General features: G+C 66.1%; 37 protein-coding genes and 1 tRNA gene. 12 read left to right on the forward strand and 26 right to left on the reverse strand.

Features of this window, described 5'->3' with window-relative positions:
* The first annotated feature begins 108 nt into the window (after positions 1 to 108).
* Positions 109 to 426: a hypothetical protein gene (locus tag ACED67_RS18520; RefSeq protein WP_395543204.1), complete on the forward strand. Its 318-nt coding sequence runs from the start codon at positions 109 to 111 to the stop codon at positions 424 to 426.
* A gap of 97 nt (positions 427 to 523) precedes the next feature.
* Here ACED67_RS18520 and ACED67_RS18525 read toward each other — a convergent pair whose 3' ends face one another.
* The 10 genes from ACED67_RS18525 to ACED67_RS18570 form a co-directional block, all read right to left on the reverse strand.
* Positions 524 to 988: a low molecular weight protein-tyrosine-phosphatase gene (locus tag ACED67_RS18525; protein ID WP_395543205.1), complete on the reverse strand. Its 465-nt coding sequence runs from the start codon at positions 986 to 988 to the stop codon at positions 524 to 526.
* Positions 989 to 990: 2 nt separating this feature from the next.
* Positions 991 to 1647 carry a pyridoxamine 5'-phosphate oxidase family protein gene (locus tag ACED67_RS18530; protein WP_395543206.1) on the reverse strand — a complete coding sequence of 219 codons (657 nt, stop codon included), beginning with the start codon at positions 1645 to 1647 and terminating at the stop codon, positions 991 to 993.
* Positions 1648 to 1710: 63 nt separating this feature from the next.
* Positions 1711 to 2256 (reverse strand): copper chaperone PCu(A)C, encoded by a 546-nt coding sequence (locus tag ACED67_RS18535; protein WP_395543207.1) that lies wholly within the window; start codon positions 2254 to 2256, stop codon positions 1711 to 1713.
* Between the two features lie 49 nt (positions 2257 to 2305).
* Positions 2306 to 2659 carry a hypothetical protein gene (locus ACED67_RS18540; protein ID WP_395543208.1) on the reverse strand — a complete coding sequence of 118 codons (354 nt, stop codon included), beginning with the start codon at positions 2657 to 2659 and terminating at the stop codon, positions 2306 to 2308.
* Positions 2660 to 2786: 127 nt separating this feature from the next.
* Positions 2787 to 3074, reverse strand: coding sequence for a 50S ribosomal protein L28 (gene rpmB, locus ACED67_RS18545; protein WP_395543209.1), 288 nt, complete (start codon positions 3072 to 3074; stop codon positions 2787 to 2789).
* A 512-nt stretch (positions 3075 to 3586) separates the two neighbouring features.
* The gene (locus tag ACED67_RS18550) at positions 3587 to 4078 is read right to left on the reverse strand and encodes a hypothetical protein (protein ID WP_395543210.1); all 492 of its coding nucleotides are present in this window, start codon (positions 4076 to 4078) and stop codon (positions 3587 to 3589) included.
* 225 nt (positions 4079 to 4303) lie between these two features.
* A complete protein-coding gene (meaB, locus tag ACED67_RS18555; RefSeq protein ID WP_395543295.1) occupies positions 4304 to 5287 on the reverse strand; it encodes a methylmalonyl Co-A mutase-associated GTPase MeaB in 984 nt (327 codons plus the stop codon).
* Between the two features lie 165 nt (positions 5288 to 5452).
* Positions 5453 to 6379: an ornithine carbamoyltransferase gene (gene argF, locus ACED67_RS18560; RefSeq protein ID WP_395543211.1), complete on the reverse strand. Its 927-nt coding sequence runs from the start codon at positions 6377 to 6379 to the stop codon at positions 5453 to 5455.
* A 74-nt stretch (positions 6380 to 6453) separates the two neighbouring features.
* Positions 6454 to 7632 (reverse strand): aspartate aminotransferase family protein, encoded by a 1179-nt coding sequence (locus ACED67_RS18565; protein ID WP_395543212.1) that lies wholly within the window; start codon positions 7630 to 7632, stop codon positions 6454 to 6456.
* Between the two features lie 206 nt (positions 7633 to 7838).
* Positions 7839 to 8990 carry a serine hydrolase domain-containing protein gene (locus tag ACED67_RS18570; protein ID WP_395543213.1) on the reverse strand — a complete coding sequence of 384 codons (1152 nt, stop codon included), beginning with the start codon at positions 8988 to 8990 and terminating at the stop codon, positions 7839 to 7841.
* Between the two features lie 261 nt (positions 8991 to 9251).
* Here ACED67_RS18570 and ACED67_RS18575 point away from each other — a divergent pair, with 261 nt between their 5' ends.
* From ACED67_RS18575 to ACED67_RS18585, 3 genes are all read left to right on the forward strand, one after another.
* Entirely contained in the window at positions 9252 to 9746 is a 495-nt protein-coding gene (locus ACED67_RS18575) for a DUF1993 domain-containing protein (RefSeq protein ID WP_395543214.1), read from the forward strand.
* Positions 9747 to 9757: 11 nt separating this feature from the next.
* Entirely contained in the window at positions 9758 to 10315 is a 558-nt protein-coding gene (locus ACED67_RS18580) for a cysteine hydrolase family protein (protein ID WP_395543215.1), read from the forward strand.
* A 110-nt stretch (positions 10316 to 10425) separates the two neighbouring features.
* Positions 10426 to 11280 carry a hypothetical protein gene (locus ACED67_RS18585; RefSeq protein ID WP_395543216.1) on the forward strand — a complete coding sequence of 285 codons (855 nt, stop codon included), beginning with the start codon at positions 10426 to 10428 and terminating at the stop codon, positions 11278 to 11280.
* A 12-nt stretch (positions 11281 to 11292) separates the two neighbouring features.
* On the opposite strand, the gene ACED67_RS18590 is transcribed toward ACED67_RS18585, so the two are convergent.
* Entirely contained in the window at positions 11293 to 12492 is a 1200-nt protein-coding gene (locus ACED67_RS18590; protein WP_395543217.1) for an MFS transporter, read from the reverse strand.
* A gap of 215 nt (positions 12493 to 12707) precedes the next feature.
* Between ACED67_RS18590 and secG the strand changes: the two genes are divergently transcribed.
* From secG to ACED67_RS18605, 3 genes are all read left to right on the forward strand, one after another.
* A complete protein-coding gene (gene secG / locus ACED67_RS18595) occupies positions 12708 to 13193 on the forward strand; it encodes a preprotein translocase subunit SecG (protein WP_395543218.1) in 486 nt (161 codons plus the stop codon).
* Positions 13194 to 13341: 148 nt separating this feature from the next.
* On the forward strand, positions 13342 to 14985 hold the full coding sequence (pyrG, locus tag ACED67_RS18600) for a CTP synthase (RefSeq protein WP_395543219.1): 1644 nt from the start codon (positions 13342 to 13344) through the stop codon (positions 14983 to 14985).
* 49 nt (positions 14986 to 15034) lie between these two features.
* Positions 15035 to 15337: a hypothetical protein gene (locus ACED67_RS18605; RefSeq protein ID WP_395543220.1), complete on the forward strand. Its 303-nt coding sequence runs from the start codon at positions 15035 to 15037 to the stop codon at positions 15335 to 15337.
* On the opposite strand, the gene ACED67_RS18610 is transcribed toward ACED67_RS18605, so the two are convergent.
* Positions 15318 to 15497 carry a hypothetical protein gene (locus ACED67_RS18610; RefSeq protein WP_395543221.1) on the reverse strand — a complete coding sequence of 60 codons (180 nt, stop codon included), beginning with the start codon at positions 15495 to 15497 and terminating at the stop codon, positions 15318 to 15320. The two genes, ACED67_RS18605 and ACED67_RS18610, sit on opposite strands and share 20 nt — an antisense overlap.
* A 62-nt stretch (positions 15498 to 15559) precedes the next feature.
* Between ACED67_RS18610 and ACED67_RS18615 the strand changes: the two genes are divergently transcribed.
* Positions 15560 to 15877, forward strand: a complete 318-nt coding sequence (locus ACED67_RS18615) for an antibiotic biosynthesis monooxygenase (protein WP_395543222.1) — start codon at positions 15560 to 15562, stop codon at positions 15875 to 15877.
* Between the two features lie 30 nt (positions 15878 to 15907).
* Positions 15908 to 16162, forward strand: coding sequence for a GlsB/YeaQ/YmgE family stress response membrane protein (locus ACED67_RS18620; protein ID WP_395543223.1), 255 nt, complete (start codon positions 15908 to 15910; stop codon positions 16160 to 16162).
* Here ACED67_RS18620 and ACED67_RS18625 read toward each other — a convergent pair.
* Positions 16159 to 16401, reverse strand: a complete 243-nt coding sequence (locus ACED67_RS18625) for an excalibur calcium-binding domain-containing protein (protein WP_395543224.1) — start codon at positions 16399 to 16401, stop codon at positions 16159 to 16161. The two genes, ACED67_RS18620 and ACED67_RS18625, sit on opposite strands and share 4 nt — an antisense overlap.
* A 92-nt stretch (positions 16402 to 16493) precedes the next feature.
* Positions 16494 to 18677 (reverse strand): excinuclease ABC subunit UvrB, encoded by a 2184-nt coding sequence (gene uvrB / locus ACED67_RS18630; RefSeq protein WP_395543225.1) that lies wholly within the window; start codon positions 18675 to 18677, stop codon positions 16494 to 16496.
* A gap of 397 nt (positions 18678 to 19074) precedes the next feature.
* Here uvrB and ACED67_RS18635 point away from each other — a divergent pair, with 397 nt between their 5' ends.
* The 3 genes from ACED67_RS18635 to ACED67_RS18645 all read left to right on the forward strand — a co-directional run bounded on the left by ACED67_RS18635 (position 19075) and on the right by ACED67_RS18645 (position 19938).
* Positions 19075 to 19386 (forward strand): ETC complex I subunit, encoded by a 312-nt coding sequence (locus tag ACED67_RS18635; protein WP_395543296.1) that lies wholly within the window; start codon positions 19075 to 19077, stop codon positions 19384 to 19386.
* Positions 19386 to 19850 carry a GNAT family N-acetyltransferase gene (locus ACED67_RS18640; RefSeq protein ID WP_395543226.1) on the forward strand — a complete coding sequence of 155 codons (465 nt, stop codon included), beginning with the start codon at positions 19386 to 19388 and terminating at the stop codon, positions 19848 to 19850. The genes ACED67_RS18635 and ACED67_RS18640 overlap by 1 nt, the downstream gene beginning before the upstream one ends.
* An 11-nt stretch (positions 19851 to 19861) precedes the next feature.
* Positions 19862 to 19938: transfer RNA gene (locus ACED67_RS18645), tRNA-Arg, on the forward strand.
* A gap of 30 nt (positions 19939 to 19968) precedes the next feature.
* On the opposite strand, the gene ACED67_RS18650 is transcribed toward ACED67_RS18645, so the two are convergent.
* The 12 genes from ACED67_RS18650 to ACED67_RS18705 all read right to left on the reverse strand — a co-directional run bounded on the left by ACED67_RS18650 (position 19969) and on the right by ACED67_RS18705 (position 24943).
* Complete coding sequence (locus tag ACED67_RS18650; protein WP_395543227.1) at positions 19969 to 21048, reverse strand: tyrosine-type recombinase/integrase; 1080 nt, start codon at positions 21046 to 21048, stop codon at positions 19969 to 19971.
* Positions 21045 to 21233 carry a hypothetical protein gene (locus ACED67_RS18655; protein ID WP_395543228.1) on the reverse strand — a complete coding sequence of 63 codons (189 nt, stop codon included), beginning with the start codon at positions 21231 to 21233 and terminating at the stop codon, positions 21045 to 21047. Before ACED67_RS18655 ends, ACED67_RS18650 begins: the two co-directional genes overlap by 4 nt.
* Positions 21230 to 21574: a hypothetical protein gene (locus ACED67_RS18660; protein ID WP_395543229.1), complete on the reverse strand. Its 345-nt coding sequence runs from the start codon at positions 21572 to 21574 to the stop codon at positions 21230 to 21232. The genes ACED67_RS18655 and ACED67_RS18660 overlap by 4 nt, the downstream gene beginning before the upstream one ends.
* A complete protein-coding gene (locus ACED67_RS18665; RefSeq protein ID WP_395543230.1) occupies positions 21571 to 21786 on the reverse strand; it encodes a hypothetical protein in 216 nt (71 codons plus the stop codon). The genes ACED67_RS18660 and ACED67_RS18665 overlap by 4 nt, the downstream gene beginning before the upstream one ends.
* A gap of 349 nt (positions 21787 to 22135) precedes the next feature.
* A complete protein-coding gene (locus tag ACED67_RS18670) occupies positions 22136 to 22294 on the reverse strand; it encodes a hypothetical protein (RefSeq protein WP_395543231.1) in 159 nt (52 codons plus the stop codon).
* On the reverse strand, positions 22294 to 22548 hold the full coding sequence (locus ACED67_RS18675) for a hypothetical protein (RefSeq protein WP_395543232.1): 255 nt from the start codon (positions 22546 to 22548) through the stop codon (positions 22294 to 22296). The genes ACED67_RS18670 and ACED67_RS18675 overlap by 1 nt, the downstream gene beginning before the upstream one ends.
* 247 nt (positions 22549 to 22795) lie before the next feature.
* A complete protein-coding gene (locus tag ACED67_RS18680) occupies positions 22796 to 23092 on the reverse strand; it encodes a hypothetical protein (RefSeq protein WP_395543233.1) in 297 nt (98 codons plus the stop codon).
* An 11-nt stretch (positions 23093 to 23103) separates the two neighbouring features.
* Positions 23104 to 23544: a Lar family restriction alleviation protein gene (locus tag ACED67_RS18685; RefSeq protein ID WP_395543234.1), complete on the reverse strand. Its 441-nt coding sequence runs from the start codon at positions 23542 to 23544 to the stop codon at positions 23104 to 23106.
* Positions 23541 to 23699 (reverse strand): hypothetical protein, encoded by a 159-nt coding sequence (locus ACED67_RS18690; protein WP_395543235.1) that lies wholly within the window; start codon positions 23697 to 23699, stop codon positions 23541 to 23543. The genes ACED67_RS18685 and ACED67_RS18690 overlap by 4 nt, the downstream gene beginning before the upstream one ends.
* Before the next feature lie 200 nt (positions 23700 to 23899).
* Positions 23900 to 24058: a hypothetical protein gene (locus ACED67_RS18695; protein ID WP_395543236.1), complete on the reverse strand. Its 159-nt coding sequence runs from the start codon at positions 24056 to 24058 to the stop codon at positions 23900 to 23902.
* A 19-nt stretch (positions 24059 to 24077) separates the two neighbouring features.
* Positions 24078 to 24386, reverse strand: coding sequence for a hypothetical protein (locus tag ACED67_RS18700; protein ID WP_395543237.1), 309 nt, complete (start codon positions 24384 to 24386; stop codon positions 24078 to 24080).
* A 92-nt stretch (positions 24387 to 24478) separates the two neighbouring features.
* Positions 24479 to 24943 (reverse strand): putative immunity protein, encoded by a 465-nt coding sequence (locus tag ACED67_RS18705; protein ID WP_395543238.1) that lies wholly within the window; start codon positions 24941 to 24943, stop codon positions 24479 to 24481.
* Between the last annotated feature and the right edge of the window lie 5 nt (positions 24944 to 24948).

The following is a 24948-nucleotide window of genomic DNA, read 5'->3' on the forward strand; positions in this document are numbered from 1 at the left end:
GCTGCAGCATTGAAAAAATCGCTGGCTTTCGGCACACTCATGCCCAGAAAAATGACCGGGACGGCGCAGGTCCGTGTGGGACGCGACCCTTGCCCGGCGATGAGGCAGATGATGAAGCACATTTTCCTGACAGCGGCTTTCGCCGCCGGTTTTGCGGCGTTTGGGGCTTCGGCGGCCAGCGCGGGGCCGATCGACAATGCCTGCATGCGCTCGGGCCGCGATGCGGCGAACCGTGCGCTCTGCGGCTGCATCCAGCAGGTCGCCGACATGGTGCTGAGCGGGTCCGACCAGCGCCGCGCCGCCAAGTTCTTCAGCAATCCCGACATGGCGCATAAGGTCTGGGTGTCGCAATCCGCCGCCGATGACGCCTTCTGGGAGCGCTACAAGAACTTTGGGTCGATGGCCGAGGCCTATTGCGCGGGCTGAGGTGAAAGGCGGACCCGGCCTCGCCCTTTCTTCTGTTCGCAAATATCCCGGGGGGAGGCCGCAGGCCGGGGGGCAGAGCCCCCGGACGCGCCTTCCATCAGCGCGCCGCCAGCAGGCGGGCGACCAGGCCGTGACAGGCGGCCTCGGCCAGATCGAGGGTCTGGTCGAAATCTTCCGTATACCAAGGGTCCGGCACGTCGCGCAGGCCGCAGTCGGGCGCGTGGCTGAGGAACAGCTCAAGCCGGGCCGTGCCATCGGCGGGCGCCATGGCGCGAAGGTCTGACAGGTTCTTGCCGTCCATGGCAAGGATCAGGTCGAAGCGGGTGAAATCGGCGCGCGTGACCTGGCGGGCGCGCAGGGATGTCAGGTCATAGCCCCGGCTTGCGGCGGCGCGGATCATCGGCGGATGCGGGGCCTCGCCCGCGTGCCAGCCACCTGTGCCGGCGCTGTCGGCCAGCGCCGCCAGCGCCGCCTCTGCCGCCAGCTTGCGAAATACCGCCTCGGCGGTGGGCGAGCGGCAGATATTTCCCAGGCAGACGAACAGGATACGCGGTTCGGTCACGGTCATCCCCAGCGGAAGGCGGTGAGATAGGGCGGTGGATCGGCGGCCAGCGCCGCCGCCAGATCAGGTGCAGGGCGCGGGGTGCCGGGTGTGGTGGCAAGCGGCAGGGTGCCCGCCCAGACCGGATGGGCGATATCCTCGGCCGGGTCGGCGGGGGGACCGTCGTCGATCTTGGCGCTGGCCTCGGAGAGCGGCAGCGACAGCACGGCGGTGGCCTTCAGCTCCTGCGCGGTGATCGGGCGCAATTCCTGCCAGCGGCCGGGGAAAAGCTGCTCCATCATCGCCTTGAGGGCGCTTTCCTTCTCGGCCGGGTCCGTCAGGGCCTGCGGCTGGCCAAAGGCCATGACGGCGCGGTAATTGACCGAATGCTCCAGGCCCGAGCGCGCCAGCACCATGGCATCGACGATGCTGACCGTCAGACAGACCGGGCCTGCCAGCGCTGCCTTGATCATGCGGCTGGCCGAGGATCCGTGCCAGTAGACGCGCTCGTCCACGCGCCATTGCAGGGTGGGGGTGACGACCGGCGCGCCCTGCACCAGATGGCCGATATGGGCCAGCGGCATGGCGTCGAGGACCGCATGGATCGTGGCGCGGTCATAGGCGGCTTTCTCGTGCATCCGGCGCAGGCGGGTGCGGGGGCTGGGCGGGGTATCTGGCATGGTGTCTCCTTGCCGTCACGCTAGGCAGAGGGCAAGGAGAGAGGCAAGGGGGGCTGGCGCGGCTCAGCCGCCCGAGCCGTGATCCATGCTGCCATGGTCCATCTTCATCTCGCCCTGGCCATCGCCCATGGCGGCCTCGCCGGGCTTGCGCTTGTTGTCGACAGTGACGTCGATCACCAGTTCGGTGCCGGAGGCGAAGATCAGGGTGAGCGGGAATTGTTCGCCCTCTTCCAGTTTGCGGGTCAGGCCCATCAGCATGACATGGTCGCCGCCCCGGACGAATTCATGCATCTCGCCTGCGGCGAGCGGGACGCCGCCCTCGATCTCGCCCATCTGCATCACGCCATCGGCGGTCATGGTGTGGCTGTGCAACTCGGCCTTGGCGGCGAGATCGGTCTGCGCGCCGATCAGCGTGTCGTCGCTGCTGCCATTGTTGTGCAGCATGAAGAAGACCGCGCCCGAGCCGCCCGCGCCGCCATTGCTGCGGGCATAGGCGTCATGGACGTGGAATTGCTCGGGGTGGTTCTGGGCCAGCGCGGTCAGGGGCGCGGCAAGCGGCAGGGCGAGGGACGCCAGAGTGGCGATGAGGAGAAAACGGCGCGACGGCATGTCGGGCCTCCTTTCGGAACAGGGTTTGCGGTCTGAGGTTCTGCTTGGGTCAGGCAGAGGCCGCAGGCGGCGCGCGGGCGCGGGCCGCGATGGGGCGGCGCTGGCGGCGGGGCCTGGGACGGGGCAGGCTGGCGCGGCGGGCGCGGGCCTGGGGCGGCGCGACACCGGCTTGCAGGGCGCTGCCCAGCGCCATCCCGCCCAGAACGCAATCGGGGCAGGCATGGTGGCGGGCGACCGGCTTGCCATCGGCGCCAAGGGTGATGGTGGTGATCGAGCCATCGGCGCAGATCACCAGATCCTGCGCACCGGCGGCCTCGGCCCGGCCCAGCGCCCAATGCACCGAGGTCAGCGCGAGAATCAGCGCAAGGGCAAGCGAGGCGAGAGAGCGCAGGCGGGTCCGCATGGCCGGAGTTCTAACCTGCGGCGGGCCGGGGCGGAAGGGGCCAATCGGTCGCGTGCCGCGGGCGGGCAGCGCGAAAGGCCCCGCCGGAGTGCCGGCGGGGCCTTTGCGAAACGTCACGCGGAAAGGATCAGGCCGCGGCCTGGGCCTTTTCGATCTCGCGCTTGATCTTCAGCGCGTTCGAGGACAGCTCGTCTTCCTTGGCCTTGGCCAGGAAGCCGTCAAGGCCGCCGCGATGGTCGACCGAGCGCAGCGCCGCCGCCGAGATGCGCAGGCTGAAGGAACGGCCCAGAACGTCGGAGATCAGGGTGACTTCGTTCAGGTTCGGCAGGAAGCGGCGACGGGTCTTGTTGTTGGCGTGGCTGACCATGTTGCCGGTCATCGGGCCCTTGCCCGTCAGTTCGCAGACGCGCGACATGTTCGGTATCCTTCGTGTGTCAGGTCGTGTGGTCGATGGCGGTATCCCGGGAAGGGAATCCCCCATGCCCGAATTCGATTGCGGGCGTGTAGTGGCAAAGCCGGGCGGCGTCAAGCGCCAGACGCCGTTTTGACGGCAGGAAAGGCGGAAGGCAAGGCGCTGGCTGGGGCAGAGGGCAGGCCGGGGCGCCCCAATGAAAATGCCCGCAGCCGGAGTGAGCCGGTTGCAGGCATGAGCGGCGCCTCTGGTCGAGAAGGCGCGGTGTCCGAAAAATGGGACAGGCAAGACCGGAAGGCGCGAGACAAGGGGCGGCGACGGCAATGGCTGCGGACCGGTCACGGGACAATTGGGCGCGCAGCGCGGGAGGGAAGGGGGCGGGGCGGACTGACGAGGCAGGGACAGTCCGCCCCTATGGGAAAAGCCGGGCACAGAGAGGCTGCGCAAGCGGGCCTGTCAGAACAGGTTTGCGCTGTGCAGGGGACAGAGGCTCGGCATCCGGCTTTTCCGGTCGGTTACTTCAGGTTCTTCACAACCTGATCGGCGAAGACGTCGATCATGGCCTCATAGGCGCGGCGCGAATCTTCTTCCGACGCGTTCGGGTTGAAACCTTCGCCCAGCATCGGGGCGGCGAGGTCATAGGACACCGTCAGCTCATAGGAATTGAAGCGGCTGTTGTCGGTGTCATGGGTTTCGTGAACCATGCCCTTCAGGACCGAATTCTCGATGCCCATCGTGTCGGTGAATCCGTCGGCCAGCGTCACTTCGTCGATGTCGATGGAGACCTTGGCCCCCTTTTCCTCATCAACCTGGTTGGCCAGCTTTGCCATCACCGCGCCCTGAAGGTCGGCTTGCAGCGCCCCCCAGTATTTCGCGGCCTTTTCATTGGTCACGGTGGCCATGTCGACCGTGACGTCAAGCGACTTGACGGTCGGCAGGTCCTGGGCCAGCGCGAAGCCCGACAGGGCGGTGGTCAGGCCAAGAGCGATCAGGGTTTTCTTCAGCATTTTCAGGCTCCTCTCGGATGCATTCATCGGCACTGCGTTTGCCGCAGCGGTATGGCTGACCAACGCCGCGCCGCAGGATCGGTTCCCGAAAATCAGCGTAAGGGATGAAAACAGCGCGAGGAGATGCAGGACGGCGGAGGGGCGATCCCATGGCTTGCCTATCCGGGGGACGGGGCTGGCAGAGGTCCGGGCTCCGGCGCTGCGGGTCGTCGCTGCCAGGGACGCTCAGCCCTTTGTGAGGCGGGCGAGCATCTCGGCGGCGGCGGCTTCGGGGCTGCGGCTGCCCTGCGCCACATCGGCGGCCAGGGCCGCCATGGCGCTGCGGGCGGGGTCGCGGTCAAGGACAGCGAGAAGGCCCTGGCGGACCTCCTGGGTGAACCAATGGGCGGCCTGGGCGGCGCGGGTCTTGTCCCAGTGGCCGCTCTCGCGGCGCCATTTTGCCAGCGCCTCGATCTCGGCCCAGGCAGCGTCCAGCCCGGCCCCGGTCGCGGCCGAAACGGTCAGCGCCTTGGGGAAGCCGTCGGGGTCCTGCAGGCGGCGGCGCAGCAGGCGCAGCGCGCCCGCGTAATCGGCCTGGGTGCGGGTGGCGGTGTGGAGCAATTCGCCATCGGCCTTGTTGACCAGGATCAGGTCGGCCATTTCCATGATGCCGCGCTTGACGCCCTGCAATTCATCGCCGCCCGCAGGCGCCATGAGAAGGACGAAAAGGTCGGCCATCTCGGCCACCATGGTTTCCGACTGGCCGACGCCTACCGTCTCGATCAGCACCACGTCGAAGCCCGCCGCCTCGCACAGCGCCACCGCCTCGCGCGTGCGGCGCGCCACGCCACCCATCTGGGCCTGGCTGGGCGAGGGGCGGATGAAGGCGTTCGGATCGCGCGACAATTGCTCCATCCGGGTCTTATCGCCGAGAATCGAGCCGCCGGAGCGGGCCGAGGAGGGGTCGACCGCAAGGACCGCCACGCGCAGGCCCCGGCCGGTGAGGCGCAGGCCCATGGCCTCGATGAAGCTGGATTTGCCGACGCCGGGCGTGCCGGAGAGGCCAAGGCGCAGGGCCTGGCGGTCGCGGCCCAGCGCGTCGAGCAGCGCAAGCGCCTGGGCGCGGTGATCGGCCCGCGCACTTTCGACCAGGGTGATGGCGCGGGCAAGCGCCCGGCGGTCGCCGGCGCGCAGCGCGCCTGCCATGGCGGCGATGCTGTCGGGGGTCATGGCCCGGCTTGCGCCCTGCGCTGTCATGCCTGTCGTCTCCTGCGTCGCCCTGCGGCGGCGATCATCCGGGATTTGGCGGGGAATGGGAAGGCGGGGCGCCGCCTGCCGGAGACTTCGCCCCTATCGCCTTGGGCGAGGGGGGCGAAGCCGATCGGCAAAAGCGCGTCAGGCGCCGAGGCACCAGCGCAGGATGGCCTTCTGAGCGTGCAGGCGGTTTTCGGCCTCGTCGAAGATCACCGAATGGGGGCCGTCCATCACTGCGCTGGTCGCCTCATCGTTCCGATGCGCGGGCAGGCAATGCATGAACAGGCTGTCGGGCTTGGCGCGGCTCATCAGCTGTTCGTTGACCTGATAGGGGCGCAGCTGGTTGTGGCGGCGTTCCTTGGCGCTTTCTGGATCATGCATCGAGACCCAGGTGTCGGTCACCACCAGATCCGCGCCCTCGACCGCGGTGAAAGGATCGCGCTGGATCGTGATCTTCGAGCCCTTCTCGCGCGCGAAAGCGACGAAACGGTCTTCGGGGTCGAGCGTTTCCGGCCCGGTGAAGGTGAAGTCGAAACCGAACTGACCCGCGGCATGGAGGAAGGAGGCGCAGACATTGTTGCCGTCGCCGCACCAGACCACCTTCTTGCCCGCGATCGGGCCGCGATGTTCCTCATAGGTCATCACATCGGCCATGATCTGGCAGGGATGGGTGCGGTTGGTCAGCCCGTTGATGACGGGGACGGTGGCATGTTCCGCCATTTCCAGCAGCGTCGCTTCTTCGAAGGTGCGGATCATGATCAGGTCGACATAGCGCGACAACACGCGGGCGGTGTCGGCAATGGTCTCGCCATGGCCGAGCTGCATCTCCTTGCCCGACAGGACCATGGTCTGGCCGCCCATCTGCCGCACGCCCACATCGAAGGAGACGCGGGTGCGGGTCGAGGGTTTTTCGAAGATCAGCGCGACCATGCGGCCCTCGAGCGGGCGGTCATCATCCGGCGCGCCCTTGGGGCGGCCATTGCGGGCGGTCTTCATCGCCAGCGCGGTATCGATCATGCCCCGAAGGGCGGCGGGGTCGGTCTTGTGGATATCGAGAAAGCTTTGCATCGGTTTTTCTTTGTAGCCGGGTGTCGGGGGGCCAGCCCCCCGAACCCCCCGGGATATTTGGAAACAGAAGAAGGTCAGGCGGCTTTCGGGGTGGCGGAGGCGGCCAGGTCGAGGCGGGTGAGCGCCTCGGCAATATCCGCGTCGGGAATGTTGAGCGCGGGCAGCAGGCGGACGACATTGTCGGCGGCGCCGACGGTGAGGACGCCGGCGTCATAGCCCGCCTTGACCACATCGGTGTTCAGCGCCCGGCATTTCAGGCCCAGCATCAGCCCCTCGCCGCGCACGGCTTCGAAGACCTGCGGATGGGCGGCGACCAGCGCCTCGAGCCCCTGGCGGAAGAGCGCGGCCTTGCGGTTCACCTCGGCCAGGAAGGCGGGATCGGAGACCAGTTCCACCACCTTGGCCCCCACGGCGCAGCCCAGGGGATTGCCGCCATAGGTCGAGCCATGGCTGCCTGCGGTCATGCCCGTGGCGGCGCGTTCGGTGGCCAGAAGCGCGCCCAGAGGGAAGCCGCCGCCGATGCCCTTGGCCACCATCATGATATCGGGGGTGATCCCAGCCCATTCATGGGCGAAAAGCCGGCCGGTGCGGCCCATGCCGCATTGCACCTCGTCGAAGATCAGCAGCGTGCCGGTTGCGTCGCAGAGGTCGCGCAGACCCTTGAGGCATTGGTCGGGGACCGGGCGGATGCCGCCTTCGCCCTGCACCGGTTCGATGATGACGGCGCAGGTCTGGTCGGTGATCGCGGCGCGGATCGCGTCATGGTCGCCCCATTTCAGCTGGGTGAAGCCGGGCATCAGCGGGCCATAGCCCTTGACCATCTTTTCCGAGCCCGCCGCCGCGATGGCGCCGGTCGAGCGGCCATGGAAGGCGCCTTCGAAGGCGATGATCTGGATGCGTTCGGGCTGGCCATTCTCGTAATGGAACTTGCGCGCCATCTTGATCGCCAGTTCGGCGGTTTCCGTGCCGGAATTGGTGAAGAAGACCGTGTCGGCAAAGGTGCGGTCGACCAGCAGTTCGGCCAGCTTTTCCTGTTCCGGGATGCGGTAGACGTTCGAGACATGCCAAAGTTTCGCGGCCTGGTCGGAGAGGGTCTGCACCAGGGCCGGATGGGCATGGCCGAGCGCGTTGACCGCGATTCCGCCGCCGAGATCGAGATAGCGTCGTCCATCCTCGGCCAGAAGCCAGGAGCCCTGGCCCGAGACGAAGGCGATGGGCGCACGGTTATAGGTCGGCAGGACGGCAGAAATCATGGGATACCCCTTCAGGCAGGAAGCCCAAGCCGTAAAGGCAGGGCGCGGCGGGTGTCAACGGAAGAAGCCCTTTGGCGGCTGGGCGTGCCGGACCATGCGCCTTATCGGCGTCGGGAAATCAGCGCGGGGCGGGTTCCGGTGGTCATGGCGCTGCCTTAGCGGAAAGTGGCGGGTTTGGGAAGCGGGTTTTGCGGAGGGTTGCCGGGTCAATTCGCGGCACAGATCTCGGCGAGCATGGCGATGATCGGCGGATACCAGGCCGCGTCATATCCGTCTTCATCCTGCAGGACCGAGAGGAAGCAGGCGACGCGGCCGGTCTTTGGATTTGCCACCAGATATTGCCCGCCATAGCCGCCATGGCCAAGCCAGGCGCCATCGGTATTGGTCTGGAAGCTGTAGCGCAGATGGCTGCGGGGCGCGGGCATGGGCACGCCCGAGCGCAGGGTTTCCGCGATGAAGCCCGCGCTGCCGAAGGGCTGGCCATCGACGCCTGCGCCCATGCGGGCGAAAAGCGCGCCGTAGCGGCACAGGTCGCGGGCGGTGAGGCAGATCCCGCCATTCAGCGCGGGGAAGCCCGAGCGGTCGGTCCCGACATGCAGCGCACCCTCGACCCCGGCGGCATCGGCCAGATCGGCGATCCACAGCGACAGCGGCCGACCGCCCGCCACCTCGGCCACGCAGGCGAGGACATCGGTATTGGCGCTTTTGTACAGGCAGGTCGGGCCGGGATTGCGAATGTCGCTGCTGCCGGTGGCAAGGCCGATCGTCGCCAGGAAGTCGCGGTTCAGGGGTTCCGGCCCATTGGGCAGGCGGAGGCCCATCGCGGGCTCATGAAGAAAGGCCATGCAATCGGGCTGATGGTAATCTTCGTCATAGGCATTGTGGACGTTCATATGCGCCACATCGGCCAGCGTGGCGGCCGCATAGCCGGGGCCGATCCAGGGCAGAAGCTCGGCCACCGGGCGGGAAAGGTCGAGACGGCCTTCCTCCCAGAGCCTGCCCAGGATCAGGTTCAGGCTCATCTTCGAGATCGACATGATGGAATGGGGCCGGTCGGGGCCGAAATCGGGGGCATAGGCCTCATACAGCAGGCGATTGCCCTGGATCACCGCCATGGCCGAGAACCAGGGGCTGCGGGTCAGGCGGGCCACATCCTCGCGGGCGGGGATCGCCAGGTCGGCGGCGAGGCGCAGGTCAAGAACGCGGGCGGCACGATGGTTGTGGGTGTGGCGGGTGAGAAGATGCAGGTTGTGAAAGCCGTGGCGGCGATGGGGGGCTGAATTCCAGCGCGGGCGGCGATCGGCACCCGTGGTCAGATCGGGGTTTGGGGTCGTCTGCGGGGGGATGGTCTGTGGCATTGGGGCCTCCTGTCGCACCCGACACTATTGGCCGCCGGGGGCGGGCGGCAAGCCCTGGACCGCCGCGGGTCGGCGGGTGGGCCGGGTCCTGCGGGGGACGAAGATCGGAAGACGGGGACAGGGCGGGCGATCGCGGAGGAGTGGAGCTGGCGGCGGCGGGTGGGGCACCGAAAGGCCATCGGTTCGGGGATTGACCTTCCCCCGGTCGGGCGCGAAGGCTTGCGTCCGAATGGCCCAGGGAGGGCCGAAGGAGAGAGCGCGATGCATCGTCGGTCCGTTGCCGTATATGACCGTTTCCTTGGCGCCTTGGCCGCCATTCTGGGGAAGGCCGAGGCGCATTGCGCCGCGCGCGGGATCAAGCCCGAGGCGCTGTTGCAGGATCGGCTCTTCCCCGACATGTTCCCTCTGGTGAAGCAGGTGCAGCTGGCCTGCGATTTCGCGGCACGCGGGGCCGCGCGGCTGGCGGGCGAGATGCCGAAGAGCTTTCCCGATACCGAGACCAGCTTTGGCGAGTTGCAAGCGAGGATCGCGGCGGCGCGCGACTATATGGCAGGCTTCGATGCCCCCGCCTATGACGGGGCCGAGGCGCGCGGCATCACGATCAAGATTGGCGGCGCGGATCGCACGCTGACCGGCGAGGATTTCCTGGATTTCTACTCGCTGCCGCAGTTCCATTTCCACCTGACCACGGCCTATGCGATCCTGCGCCATAACGGGGTGGAGCTGGGCAAGCGCGACTATATGGGCGCGGCCTGATGGCGGGGCAGGTGACCGCTCTTGTGGTGATCGACATGCAGGAGGGCATGGCCGAACGGACGCGCGCCGGGCGGCAGCGGGCCAATCCGCAAGCGGAAGCCCATGTCGCTGCCCTGCTGGCGCTGTTCCGGGCGCGCGGGCTGCCGGTCTTTCACGTCCTGCATGACGATCCCGACCCTGCTTCGCCCTTTCGCCGTGACCGGCCCGGCGGCGCGCCGATGGGCTGTGCCCGTCCGCAGGACGGCGAGCCGGTCTTCTGGAAGACCGGTTCATCGGCTTTCGCCGGAACGGGCCTCGATGCCGCGCTGAGACGGCAAGGCATCGGGCGGATTGTTCTGGTGGGGGCGGTGGCGGCCTTCTGCGTGACCTCGTCGACCCGCGCGGCCAGCGATCTGGGCTTTGAGGTCATCCTGCCCGGCGACGCGCTGATCGGGTTCGACATCCCGGCCCATGACGGCGGGCGGATCGATGCGGAAACGGTGCTGCGGGTGACCCTGTCGCTTCTGGGCGCCGATTTCGCCCGGCTGGTGCGAGCGGAAGAGGTCGCGGCGCTGCTTCAGGGCGGTTGAGGCCCGCATTGCCGCCTTATGCCGACAATTTTCCCCGTATTGTCCCCATTTTCGACACGACGCAGGGGCAGGCTTGAGGTTCAGAGGAACCGAAAGAACGGGGACGGGACATGGCAGCAAGATCACATGCCGGGGTGCAAAGCGCCGCGCAGGAAGCCCGTCGCATCCTGAGCCTGACCGAAGTCAGGGCGGACTGGGACGAGGATGCCGGGCGCGGCCCCATGCCGGGGCTGTTCCTCTGGGCAGGCGGCGCGACACGCGGGCAGGCGGCGCGTGACCTTGCCGTGAAACGGCTTGCGGATGTCGAGGACAGGCCCGTGCGGCCCGCCTTTGCCCGGCTGGCCGAGGCGGCAGGGCTTGCTGCGCAGGATCGTCCGCATGACGTCTATGAAATGCTGTTCCAGCATTTGCGCGACCGCGCCCCAGTTGTGGTCGAGATCGCGGCCGGGACGGCGGAGCAGGGCGGATTGCCGCTTTATGGCCGGGTCTGGGCCGAATATTTCCCCGGCGCGCGGGTGACGGTGCTGGGCCCGGGGCCCGCGCCGGAAGGCTGGCCCGCGGAGGGGCCGGACTGGCATTGGGCCGGGCCGGAGCGGCGCAAGGGATTTGCCCGCGGGATGCGGCTGGCGCTGGCCGACGGGCCTGCCCCGCAGGTCGCGGTGGACAGCGGTGGCCAGAGCAGCCTGCACCAGCAGAACGCCTTTCTGGAACTGTTTCCCCGTCTGGCCCCGGGCGGCTTCTACATCATCGAGGGGCTGCGCACCCGGCCCGAAGCGCCGGAGCCGCCGGGCATGACCCGCACGGCCGAGCTGTTTCGCGGCTTTGCCGAGCGGCGGTGCTTCTCACATGCCGATGCGGGGACGGAAGCGTCCTTCGCGGCGCTTGGGCCGCAGATCGCAGGCGTGCTGATGCTGCAGGCTGGCCCGGACCGGGCCGACAGCGTTGCGGTGATCCACAAGCGCTGAGTGCGGCGCGGGTCAGCCCGTGGCGGGGGCGGCTTGCGGGCGGTGGTCGGCCAGCGCCGTCCGTTCGGCCAGCAGCGCCACGACCAGCAAAAGGCCCGCCAGCGCCAGATAGGTGGGGCGATAGCCGAGGTGACCTGCGACGAAGCCGATCGAGGCCGGGGCGACGAGGATGCCGGTATAGCCCAGCATGGTGACGGCCGAGAGCGCCGCGCCCGGCGCCTGTCCGGGGTAATTCCCCGCCGCCGAAAAGAAGATCGGCACGGTATTGGCGATGCCGAGACCCGCCAGGGCGAAACCGGCGATGGCAAGTGGCGCGGCGGGCGAAAGCGCGGCGATCACCAGCCCGGTCATGCTGATCACGGCCGAGACCCGCAGCACCGTGACCGCACCATGGCGGTTGCGCAGCCCGTCGCCCAGAAAGCGCATCACCGCCATCGCGCCCGCGAAACAGGCAAAGCCGAGACCGGCGGTGAAGGGGCCGGCCTCCAGCTCGCGCCGCAGGTAAAGCGCGGCCCAGTCTAGCACCGCGCCTTCGGGCACCATGCAGAACAGCGCCAGGAGGCCAAGCACCCATATCCCCGCCGCGCGCGGCAGAAGCGGGGGGCGTTCGGCGGTCTCGCGCAGCTGCGGCTGGGGCGGTTCGCCGCGCAGATGGGGCAGGGCGAGCAGGACCACGCAGGCGACCAGCGCGGCGGTGGCGAGGGCCTGAACATGCGCCGTGCCATGGGCGATGACGAAACTGCCCGCCGTGCCGCCGAGAAAGGCGCCGAGACTCCAGAACCCATGCGAGGAGGACATGATCGCGCGGCCAAGACGACGCTCGACCTCGACGGCATTGGCATTCATCGCCACATCCATCGATCCGAGACATCCGCCCAGAAGCGCCATGGCCGGGGCAAGAAGCCAGGGCGAGGGCGCGAAGACCACGAGCGGTAGGACCGGCACGATGGTCAGCGCGAAGAGGCGCAGGATGCGCACCGAGCCGTGGCGGGCAATCAGGCGGCCGGAAAACAGCATGGCACCGACCGCGCCAAGACCAAGGCCCAGGATCAGAAGGCCCAGGGCAAACTCGGTGATGCCATGGCGCGGCAAGAGAAGCGGGATCTGCGGCGCCCAGGCGCCGGTGGTGAAGCCGTTGGCGCAGAACAGCGCGGCAGTGGCATAGCGGGCGCGCAGCGTCTCGGTCTGGCGCGAGGGAAGAGAAAGGGACATTCCAGGCTCCGGCTTCAGGCTCTGCCATATCCGCTTGGCGCGGGCTGTGGAAGCGGGGCAGGCCGGGACCGGCCTCACGCGATGTTACAGCCCAGCGCGAAGGCCTGCGCCGGGGCTTTTGGCCCACGGCTTGCCCTTGCGCGGGCCGCCCGCTCTTGCGCCGCCCGCCCTATGCGCCTAAATGGCGCGAACGCCGCCCTGGGAGCCGCAAGCGCATGGAAACCGTCGTCCTGACCATCCACCTGATCCTCGCCCTTCTTCTGATCGGCGTGGTGCTTCTGCAAAAGAACGAGGGTGGTGCGCTTCTGTCGGGCGGGGGCAACATGCAGGCGCGCGGCCAGGCCACGGCGCTGACCAAGCTGACCTGGGTCTTCGCGGTGGCCTTCCTGATCACCTCGATGGCGCTGACGGTGATTGCGGCGCGCGGCGGCAATGACGGCTCGGTCGTCGATGGCGCGCTGACCGTGCCGCCGACGGCGACGCCGGAGACCCCCGCCATTCCGACGCCCGCGGGTTCGGATCTGCTGCCGCCCGCGCCGGCCGATGGCCCGGTCGTGCCGCCTGCAGGCGATGCCGCCGCACCGCCCGCCGGGGATGCGCCCGCCGCCGCGCCGAGCGAGGCGCCGGAAGCCGCCGTGCCGCCCGTCGAGACGGCGCCCGAGGCCACCCCCGCCGCACCGCAGCCGACCCCGGCGCCTTGACCACAACCTTTTGACCCTGCCGTCGCGCCGCAGACATGATCTTGCGGCTGGCGGTTGCATGACCGGGAAACGGGCGCTATAGCTCGACTCCCGTGGTGCCGCGATTCCACCCACTCGAATCGCGCTTTGACAACACGGGAGGCCCGGCGTGGCGCGATATATCTTCATCACCGGCGGCGTGGTTTCCTCATTGGGCAAGGGGCTGGCTTCCGCGGCTCTGGGCGCCCTGTTGCAGGCGCGCGGCTATACGGTGCGGTTGCGCAAGCTCGACCCCTATCTGAATGTCGATCCCGGGACGATGTCGCCTTTCGAACATGGCGAGGTCTTCGTGACCGATGACGGGGCCGAGACCGACCTGGACCTGGGCCATTACGAACGCTTCACCGGCGTTCATGCGCGACAGACGGATTCGATTTCGTCCGGCCGGATCTATTCCAATGTGCTCGAGAAGGAACGGCGTGGCGACTATCTGGGCAAGACGATCCAGGTGGTTCCGCATGTGACCAATGAGATCAAGGACTTCCTGCGCATCGGCGATGACGAGGTCGATTTCATGCTGTGCGAGATCGGCGGCACGGTCGGCGATATCGAAGGCCTGCCCTTCTTCGAGGCCATCCGGCAGTTCATCCACGAGCGTCCGCGCGGCCAGTCGATCCTGATGCATCTGACGCTGCTGCCTTATCTTTCGGCCAGCGGTGAGCTGAAGACCAAGCCCACGCAGCATTCGGTCAAGGAATTGCAGTCGATCGGCCTGGCGCCGGATGTGCTGGTCTGCCGCTCGGAACATCCGATCCCGGATCGCGAGCGCGAGAAGATCGCGCTGTTCTGCAATGTGCGCAAAGAAGCGGTGATCCCGGCCTATGACCTGAAGACGATCTATGAGGCGCCGCTGGCCTATCACCGGGCCGGGCTGGATCAGGCGGTGCTGGATGCCTTCGGCATCACCCCCGCGCCCAAGCCCAATCTGGCGCGCTGGGAAGATGTGATGGATCGGCTGACCCACCCGGAAGGCGAGGTGCGGGTGGCCATTGTCGGCAAATACACCCAGCTTGAGGATGCCTATAAGTCGATCGCCGAGGCGCTGACCCATGGCGGCATGGCCAACCGCACCAAGGTGCGGGCGGAATGGATCGACGCGGAAATCTTTGAACGGGAGGACCCTGCCCCCTATCTGTCGAATTTCCATGCCATCCTGGTGCCCGGCGGTTTTGGCGAGCGCGGGACCGAGGGCAAGATCAAGGCGGCGCAATTCGCGCGGGAAAAGAAAGTGCCCTATCTGGGCATCTGCCTTGGCATGCAGATGGCGGTGATCGAGGCGGCCCGAAATCTTGTCGGCGTCAAGAATGCGGGCTCGGAGGAGTTCGACCATGAGGCGGGCGCCAAGCGGTTCACCCCGGTCGTCTATCACCTGAAGGAATGGGTTCAGGGCAATCATACCGTGCGGCGCAAGGCGGATGATGCCAAGGGCGGCACGATGCGGTTGGGGGCCTATACGGCGAATCTCAAGGACGGCTCGGCCGTCGCGCGCGTCTATGGTGGCACGGTGATCGAGGAGCGCCACCGCCATCGCTATGAGGTGGATATCCAGTATCGCGACAAGCTTGAGGCCTGCGGCGTGGTGTTTTCCGGCATGTCGCCCGATGGCCGCCTGCCCGAGATCGTTGAGGTCAAGGACCATCCCTGGTTCATCGGCGTGCAGTTCCACCCGGAACTGAAGTCGAAACCCTTCGCGCCGCATCCGCTGTTCGCCGATTTCGTGCGGGCCGCGAAGGATGTGGAGCGGTTGGTCTAACCCAGCGGCATTAACCCCCGCTTAACCAAATCCCCCGCAGACTGCGCGGATGCGGGGCTTCATCTTTCTTCTGTCAACATCCCTTTGCGCCTGCGGGGCGCAGCCGACGCCGACCATGTTCGGGGCCGAACGCTTCGAGGCGACGGTGGGCGGGCGCGAATACGTCGTGTTCCTGAAAGGCGACCGGGCCGAGGTGATCCGGCTGGGCCATGCCCGGCGGGGCGAGCATCAGCAGATCCGCGCCACCATGCTGGATCTGGTGCCGCGTCTGACCGGCTGCCGCTGGCGCGAAACTTCGGTCCAGGGCGACTCGGGTGAGATGCGGGGGCTGGTCACCTGCGCGAAAGGATAAGCGCCCAGGCCGCATAGGCGCCGGCGGCGACGAACATCAGACCCCAGCCGGGGCTGCCGGTGGCGAACTCGAACAGGCCCCAGGCCAGCGGAAAGCCCGCCGTGACATAGCGCACCCAAGGCTTTGCGAAGAAAGGGTCTTTGGGATCGAGAAGGGGCATGATTCCGCGGCGGTTCCGTGTCAGGATGGGGCAAAGTGCTGCCAGGGCAGGGAGGGCCGAGCATGCCGCAGATCGACAAGGGCTTTCAAGGCCAGACCGTGATCACCACTTTCGAGACCACGCCGGCGATGTGTTTCGACCTGATCGAAGCGCTGGAGGCGGCCTATGCCGAGGTGATTTCGAAACAGGCGGGCTTCATCGCGGCCGGGCTGCATGTGAATGACGCGCGCACCCGGGTCTGCAACTATTCGCAATGGAACAGCCGGGGCGACTATCAGGCCATGCTGCGGAGCGCCGAGATGCGCGAGAGGAACCGCCATATCAACGAATTATGCAAGGGGTTCGAGCCGGTGATGTATGACATCATCGCGGATTACTGAAATCGGGCAGGGTGCCCGCAGGGGAAGACAATGGGAATTGAAAGTATCATCGTTCTGCTGCTCGTGGGGGCAGTGGCCGGTTGGCTGGCGGGAAAGATCGTCTCGGGCTATGGCTTCGGGCTGATCGGAAATATCGTCGTCGGAATCCTGGGCGCGTTCATCGCCAGCTGGATCCTGCCGCGGCTGGGCATCGGCATTGGCGGGGGGATTCTCGCCTCGATCATTCATGCGACGATCGGCGCGGTGATCCTGCTGGCGCTTCTGCGGGTGGTGAAGAAGGCCTAGCGTTCGCAGGCGACACCATCGCCATCGCGATCAAGGTCGTAAATGTCGGTCCCGACCACATAAACGGGGCCGCGCACATATTCCGGGCCATTGCCACTGCCCCCGGCGCAATCAACATCCGAGGCAACGGGCACGCAGGTGCCGGTGTAATTGCTGTCGCATTCGGCCGCAGCCGCGGTTGCAAGCGTGGCAAGGACGAAGGGCAGGGCCGCAACCGAGCGGAAAAAGTGGAAACGCATGACCTTCCTCAACGAAACCGTTAAGGAAGGTTAACCAATGGTTAATGCGTGAGGGAGTCTGAATTGGCCCGGCGCGGGAAACCGAGCGTTTCCTACCCCCGTCCGCGCCGCTTCACCCCGCCCCTTTGCCCCGGGCGACCGGCGGTGGAGCGGCCCTTGGCCTTCACCGCCTCTTCCACGGCCTCGTCGATCGCCTCTTGCCGGGCGAGCGGATCATCGGCCACGGCCAGTTCAACCGCTTCCAGCCGCTTGACCTCATCGCGCAACCGGGCGGCTTCCTCGAATTCCAGATTCTCGGCGGCCTTGCGCATGGCGGCGCGCAGGGCATCAAGATGGGCGGCAAGGTTCTGGCCCACTTGGGCTTTCTCGACCTTGGTGGTGATGCGCGACTGGTCGGTATCGCCCTGCCACAGGCCCGCCAGCACATCCTCGACATTCTTCTTCACCGTCTGCGGCGTGATGCCATGGGCCTTGTTATAGGCCTGCTGCTTTTCGCGCCGCCGTTCGGTTTCGGCCATGGCGCGTTCCATGCTGCCGGTGATGCGATCGGCATACATGATGACGCGCCCCTCCGCGTTGCGCGCCGCGCGGCCGATGGTCTGGATCAGCGAGGTTTCCGAGCGCAGGAAGCCTTCCTTGTCGGCGTCGAGGATCGCCACAAGACCGCATTCTGGAATATCCAGCCCCTCGCGCAAGAGGTTGATGCCGACCAGCACGTCAAAGGCGCCAAGGCGCAAATCGCGCAGAATTTCAATGCGTTCCAGCGTGTCGATGTCGGAATGCATATAGCGCACGCGGATGCCCTGTTCGTGCAGATATTCGGTCAGGTCTTCGGCCATGCGTTTGGTGAGCGTGGTCACAAGCGTACGCATTCCCCTCGCCGAGACGCGGCGCACCTCATCCAGCAGGTCATCGACCTGCATTTCCACGGGCCGGATTTCCACCTCGGGGTCAATCAGCCCGGTCGGGCGGATCACCTGCTCGGTGAAGGCGCCGCCGGTCTGTTCCAGCTCCCATGCGGCCGGGGTGGCCGAGACGAAGACGCTTTGCGGGCGCATCGCATCCCATTCCTCGAATTTCAGCGGGCGGTTGTCCATGCAGGACGGCAGGCGGAAGCCGTGTTCGGCGAGCGTGAACTTGCGCCGGAAGTCGCCGCGATACATGCCGCCGATCTGCGGCACGGTGACATGGGATTCGTCGGCGAAGACGATGGCATTGTCGGGGATGAACTCGAAGAGGGTGGGCGGTGGTTCACCCGGGCCGCGCCCGGTGAGCCAGCGGGAATAGTTCTCGATCCCGGCGCAGGAACCGGTCGCCTCCATCATCTCGAGATCGAAATTGGTGCGCTGTTCCAGCCGCTGGGCTTCCAGAAGCTTGCCGTCGCCTGTGAGTTGCTTGAGCCGGTGGAACAGCTCGTCCTTGATGCCCTTGATCGCCTGTTGCAGCGTGGGCCGGGGCGTGACGTAGTGCGAATTGGCGTAGATGCGGGCCTTCTGGAACGTGTCGGTCTTGGCGCCGGTGAGCGGGTCGAATTCGGTGATCGACTCAAGCTCTTCGCCGAAGAAGGAAAAGCGCCAGGCGCGGTCTTCCAGGTGGGCGGGCCAAAGCTCCACCACATCGCCGCGCACACGGAAAGAGCCGCGCTGGAAGGCGGCGTCGAGGCGGCGGTATTGCTGGGCCACCAGTTCCGAGATGAACTTGCGCTGGTCGTAGAGTTGGCCGGTGATCATGTCCTGCGTCATGGCTGAATAGGTCTCGACCGAGCCGATGCCATAGATGCAGGAGACCGAGGCGACGATGATCACATCATCGCGCTCCAGAAGCGCCCGGGTCGCCGAGTGGCGCATCCGGTCGATCTGTTCGTTGATCTGGCTTTCCTTCTCGATATAGGTGTCGCTGCGCGGGACATAGGCCTCGGGCTGGTAATAGTCGTAATAGGATACGAAATATTCCACCGCATTGTCGGGGAAGAAGCCCTTGAACTCGCCGTATAATTGGGCTGCCAGCGTCTTGTTCGGCGCAAGGATGATGGCGGGGCGCTGCGTTTCTTCGATCACCTTGGCCATGGTGAAGGTCTTGCCGGTGCCGGTGGCGCCCAGCAGGACCTGATCGCGTTCGCCCGCCCGCACGCCCGAGGCCAGTTCGGCAATGGCGGTCGGCTGGTCGCCCGCAGGCTGGAACGGAGTCGACAGGACAAAGCGCCTGCCGCCCTCGAGCTTTTCGCGCGGCGTGGGCGTGGCCAGCATGGGCATGGATTCGGGCGAATTGTTGTGCATGGCAGACGGGCCCCCGGGCATCCGGGCCAGAAGGGCCCGGGGGACAAGATCGTGCGCCCTTTGTTCCGGCGCAAGAGGCGCTGCTGACAAAACGGGTCAGCAGGCGGCGGCGTGGGAAGGCAGGGCGGTGCAGCTTGCCGAAGAGTTAAGCGAGGCGATTCAATTTTAGCGAAAAATCCAAAAGAATACTCATCTTTTGGTTGTTCTCTGGCGGCGAGGCTGGCAGGTTGGTCCGGCAAGCAGCAACAGCCTGCCGGCGGGTCGCACCCCACACCCCACCCACACTCCCCGTGACCCGCCGGCAGCACCCTTGCCGCTGCCCTGCGGTGCTTGCGCTCTGGCGGTAAATCGGCGATGAAACACCCGGTTCCCAAGGGAGAAATTGCCCATGTCCACGCTGTCCGCCCGCATTTACCAGCCCGCCAAGACCGCGATGCAATCTGGCACGGCCAAGACGCAGGACTGGGTGCTGGAGTTCGCCCCCGCCGCCGCGCGCGAGGTGGACCCGCTGATGGGCTGGACGTCCTCGGGCGACACGCAGGCGCAGGTCAAGCTGCGCTTCGCGACGCGGGAAGAGGCCGAGGCCTATGCGGCGGCAAAGGGCATCGAGGTGACGGTCGTTCTGCCCAAGACGCGCAAGGCCATTGTCCGGCCGCGCGGCTATGGCGAGAATTTCGCCACCGACCGCAAGGGCGCCTGGACGCATTGATGCCGGTCGTCATCGCCGAGGAAAGCCCGCTGGCTGACGATCTGGCGCTGCTGTTCGACCGCCACACCGCGGACATGCACGCCGATACGCCGCCCGAATCGATCCACATGATGGATCGCAGCCAGCTTGCCGCGCCGGGCATCCGGTTCTTCGTTCTGCGCGAGGATGGGGTGCCGCTGGCGATGGGAGCCTTCAAGCGCATCGACGCGGGACATGCCGAGATCAAGTCGATGCACGTGCTGACCGAGGCCCGCGGCAAGGGCCTGTCCAGGGCGATGCTTGAGCATCTTGTGGGCCAAGCCGGCGCCGAGGGCTATCGTCGGCTGTCGCTGGAAACCGGCGTGCAGCCCACCTTCGTCGCGGCGCGGGGCTTGTATGAGCGGGCGGGCTTCGTGACCTGCGCCCCGTTCGAAGGGTATAAAGAAGACCCAAATTCGGTTTTCATGACGAAGTTGCTCGGCTAGAAGAGCGGCACGGTCGCGTAGCTCAGCTGGATAGAGCAGCTGCCTTCTAAGCAGCGGGTCGGGGGTTCGAGTCCTCCCGCGATCGCCACCCTTTCTATAGTGCCTTGTTTTCATTTCGCTATTTCCCTGATTTTGCAACGGGGGCGGCAAGTTTTTCAACCGTTCCCGTCCCGTTCCGTTCCGGTCTGCCTACGACAGCGGACTGCCGCGCGAATTCGCGGGTGTAGTGTTCCGCCTCTGCAAGCGTCTGGTGCCCGGTCCATGCCATGACGGCATTCGTCGGCGCGCCCCTCTCGAATAGGTCTGTTGCGCGAGACTTTCGCAGCCCGTGCGCCGATTTGCCGATGCCCGCCTCTCTTGCCGCATGTGAAACGTCGCCGCCGATGGCCTTTGCCGATCTGGGGCGGCCCTGCTTAGTCGCAAGGAATGCCATGTGCCCCTGGCAAACCCTGATTGCCTCCAGCATCATCGCCCGATCACTTTCCAGCGCAAAGATCGGCAGGGGGCACGTCCACGGCACATAGGCAAGATCGCCGGTCTTGGTCTGCTTGAAGATCAGGACGCCTTCGCGGGAAACCATGCCGGGGCCGATCTTTACAGCGTCACTGATCCGCGCGCCGGTCCAGTAGATCAGCTCGAAAATCGCACGGCTGACGCTACCGATCGGCCAGCGCGCGCGGAAAGCGTCAATCTCGTCTGCGGTCCAGCGAGGATGCCCGTCGCTCTTGGGCATCTTGGGCTTGTCGATCCCAGCGCTGGGGTCCGTTTCTATGTAGCCCATATCCAACGCGAAGCGCATCAGCCGCCGCCATGCCTTGAGGCGGGTCTGGGCCGCTCCGGGCAGCAGGGGCGCGAGGTCTTGCCTAATGTGGGTCTGGCGCAGATGCGCGACCATGGCGGATTTGCCCTTTGCCTCGATTTTGTCGATGTGGCGCAGCAGGGCGGATTGATAGGTTTCTGACAGGCCCTTGAAGCCGTGGGACCGGGTGAATTCCTGACACAGCTTTGCCAGCGTCCCGGTCTGCGGCTTCGGCACATGACCCGTGGCCTGCTGCATGGCCTTGGACCATGCGGCGATGAATTCTGGGTGGCTGGTCGGCAGGTCGGGCAGCTTGACCAACTTCTGACCCTTCACGCGCAGGTAGCGGCGGGTTTTCCCTGTCTTGTCCGTGACGGGCAGGATATTGGTGAGGGTCACGGTTTCCCCCATTCGATTCCGTCGCATGTGTTTTTGCCCCCGTCTTTCGGGGCATCTTGCGCGATCTGGTCGGGGTCAAGGAAGGCAATTCCCGTGGTGGTCTGGACCGCGACCATGCCAGCCTTCTTCGCCGCGCGGATGGCGCGTTCGATCTGGGCTTGCGTAAAGGTCGCGCGGGCGGTCATTCCAGCGTCCCCCGATAGGCCCGCAGGATCGCCAGCAGCCATGCGCGGGCTGGGTCGCCACCGATATGGTCATAGAACGGGCCAACGGCGTGATCGTCTTCTACTTCCGCGCTATCCTCGTGAACGGAAAACCCCCACCCCGGCAGCAGCGCGTCATGCAGCGCCTTGGCGGCGTCGAGCGAGCCGCGATAAGCATCGGCGGCGCGGATATACTCGCCAGAGGAACCCGGGAACGCCTCGAGAAACCGACGCAGCGGCCATTCGCCCTTAGGGCTGTCGTCGGCATTCCCCGCATCCACGGCGGCAATCAGGCGGTCCAGTGCTTCGGCTTGCGTGGTCATTCCAGCGCCTCCCGTGCGATCTTCGCCATGCGGCGGACGGTAGCGTTCGCGCCGGGCGTTTCGCAGGCGGCGATACACTCAAGGTGGATCTTCAGCTTTGTCACCTGCAGCGCCGAAGATGCGCAGGCCGCCGCCCATGTGTAGTCGCGCGTTTTTTGTCGCGACAACGCCCCGCCGCTGATCCAGTCGGCAATCCGTTCGCGTAGGGTCATTCAGCGATCCTCCTTGTCGTCTGCCGCCTCAAGGTCGAAAATACGGCTATTGATCGCCACGATTTCCTTTGCCATCGCGCGGCACAGATGCATTGTCCCGGAGATAGACAGGACATATGCGGTCTTGCTGCATCTGGGGCATCGGCACACATCTGGTAGCCGGTCATCTTCCCCGACATGAACAAAGTGGTTTCCGTCGAAGCCGCACGTCAGGCATTGTATCGGGGCTTCCAACTTCTTCCGCATTTTCATTCCTCATCTCCCCGGAAAAACAGCATGTCAGCCACGACCATCGCCGCGACCGTCGCGACTGCGCCGATGGCAGGGCCAGCGATAAAGGCGAGGGCGGTCATTGCTTCTTTCCCTTCATCTTCGGATTGCCCTCAGCCAGCCCGTCGAGTATCTCCCTGGCTGTTTCGCCGATCATTCTTGGCGTGTACTTGTGGCCCCACTTTTCAAGGTGGAGCTTCGCAAGTTGCAACGCGGTCGCCTTGGTATGATCGTCCATCACCGCCCCTCCCGTGCATTGCGCAGGGCGGCGGGGCCAAGATGCAGAACCCGCAGCCCGTCTAGAAAATCTCGGAAACTGATGTTTCGCCCGAGGGCTTCGCGTGCCGCGCGGAACGCCATCGCCTTGGCTTTCCCGGGTGTCTCGGCTTCGAATATCTCGCTGTCAAACCAGCGCGGCTTGATGCTGTATCGCTTCATCCGGCGCGCCTCTGCCAGCGCGGCCACCACGTCATCTGCGGGGGTGGGGGTCATTGGGCGGCCTCCGGCGGCTCCGGAAGGGGCATCCAGTGGGTAGGGATGTCACTTCGGATAGACGCACCGAACGCGATGCCTTCCGGGTCCATGGTCGCCCATGTAAATCCGGTTGCAGCGCTATGCCCAACCCATCGCGCTATGCGGCACCAATCACCCGGATACGGCTCGTTTTCGTCTCTCCAAGTGCAGGCGATCAGCAGCCACCGCCCATCCTTCGGCGCTGTCTCAATCGGTTGCCAGCCCATCACACCACCCCCCGCAGCAGGAAGCCGCCGACGATCAGCAGCACGGCATAAAGCAGCATCATCACCGGATGGCCCCAGCCGGGCCTGTCCACGGGCCGCCCGGACAGGCTCAGACGCAGCGAGGCGATATCCGCGCTGTCATGTTCGTTGCCAAGGGCCATCAGCGTTTCCAGCGCCTCAGCCCGTGCGGGCTTGGTGAATACCAGCGGATCGGCGGCGATTTCCCGCGCCTTGAGCAACTGGTGCGCCACATCCATGAACGGCGCATCGACGGGGTAGCGGAGATGGTGGGTCATGGGGTTTCCCATTAGGTGAGGGCGGCGCGCAACCGCAAAATCGCGGCGTCGTATCCGTCGTGCCAATCTTTGCTGCGGTCCCCGAGGTCATTCTCGGACACGCCCATTTCTTCCTGCCACTCTGCGAATGTGGATTGCTCGGCGTCACTGCAAGCCGCCTCCGCCAGCTTCTCCGCCTTTGCGCGCAGGGCGGTATTCTCGGCGGTGAGGGCGATCACTTGGCGGGCGAGGTCGGTGGTGCGGCGATTCCATCCCATTTCCGCTTGGAACTGTGACGCGATCTCGTCTGCCGTATTGTCCATCCAGTGAAGATGCGGTCCTCTCACTGAGGCAGAGCAGCCCGTGCAGCAGACCTCGCCATATCGGTCATGGTCATCGTCCCGAGATACATACGTCTTCGCCTCACCCCCGCAGAACGGGCAGGGCAGCAGCTTTTCCAGGTCGGCGCTCATTGCTCGGCCTCGCGGGCGGCGAGCATGGCGTCGGCGATCTGATAGGCGTTGCGGGCGATGTGCTGGGGGAATTCCCCAGGCTTGACCGTGTCGTGGACGCAAATCGGCAGAACCCCCGCCAGCGCCTGCCCGGCGAACCAGTCGCGCAGGGACATTCCCTCTCCATCCCCGCGACGATAGCACCATTCCGTTTGTGGAAACGCTGGGCCGCCGTCAGTTCCGTCTGTTCTCAGCATCACTCGCTCCATTGGTTGTCAGGTTGCCCCCGCCCGGTAGCCGTAGCCGATCACAGGCGGGGGCGTTGCGGCGCGCGTGGGGGACAGGCGGTGCGCGCCGGGGGAAATCAGGGGGCGGGCTAGACGGGTACGATCCGACACCCCCATTCGGCATGGTTCATGTTGATCATTGCGCCGCGCTGAACCCTCTCAGCCGAACGTTCGCACATCGGACCCATGCGGCTTTCCACATGGCCATCAGAGAAGCGCCAGATTTCCACATAGAACTTGTCGCTCATCCCTCAGTCCTTTCGTGTTTCACTCAGCCGCGAAATCGCGCGCGGCGTCGGCCCAATCGGCTTCCTTGTCGGCCATGGCTTCACCGACCAGCGCGGCAAGATCGTCCTCGTCCAAGTCATCGGACCAGCGCGTGTAATCGGCATTGCCCATGAAACTCAGCCCGGTCTGGACGTCCTTCGGTTCCAACCATTTTCCGTCGATCTCGACCGACAGCAGCTTGCCGCTCGGGACGGCGTAGGAGCCGCGCGCGTCAATCGTGATGCTGCCGGTTTCGATGCAGAGGGTTTCCACAACGCTGGACGGCGGGCTAAAGCGGGGGCGGCGCATGGCGTCTCTCCGTCAAAGGGCGGGAATGACCGAGACCACGACCGCGAAGAAAAGCAGGAAGCCGATGGTCTCGGAAAGCGTGGGTAGCGGCATCAGGCGGCTTCCTTCTCGGGCCACGGCATTGCCGCAGCAGCTTCGCCATGAGTGAGGTACTGGCGCAGGCGCGCTTCTTGGGCGGCCCGTGCGGCGGCCCGTGCGGCGGCCCCTGCGGCGGCCCATGCGGCGGCCCTTTGCTCATCGGTCGCGTCAGGATCGCGCGCAACGGCAATGGCGTCACGGGGTCGGGTGTCGCCGGGGCGCTCGGCTTCGAACAGATGCAGGACGCTTTCGGCACAGTCGGCAGCAAACAGGCGGCAGATGCGCTCGTTTCCGACGGCGCGATCCAGAACCCATAGCGCATCGTCAAGCCCGTTGCTGTACATCACGGTAAGGACCGGAAGCGGGGTTTCGTCCTTCCGCGCCTCGGTGACGGTCTTTCCAAGGTGCTTGATCAGCTTGCGGATGCCGCCATCGCATGGCCCGGCGTCACAGATGGCTTTCAGGGTGGCGGTGATCATGGCGT

Origin of the sequence: Neotabrizicola paludis (genome assembly GCF_044142105.1) — a bacterium.
Lineage (GTDB): Bacteria > Pseudomonadota > Alphaproteobacteria > Rhodobacterales > Rhodobacteraceae > Pseudogemmobacter.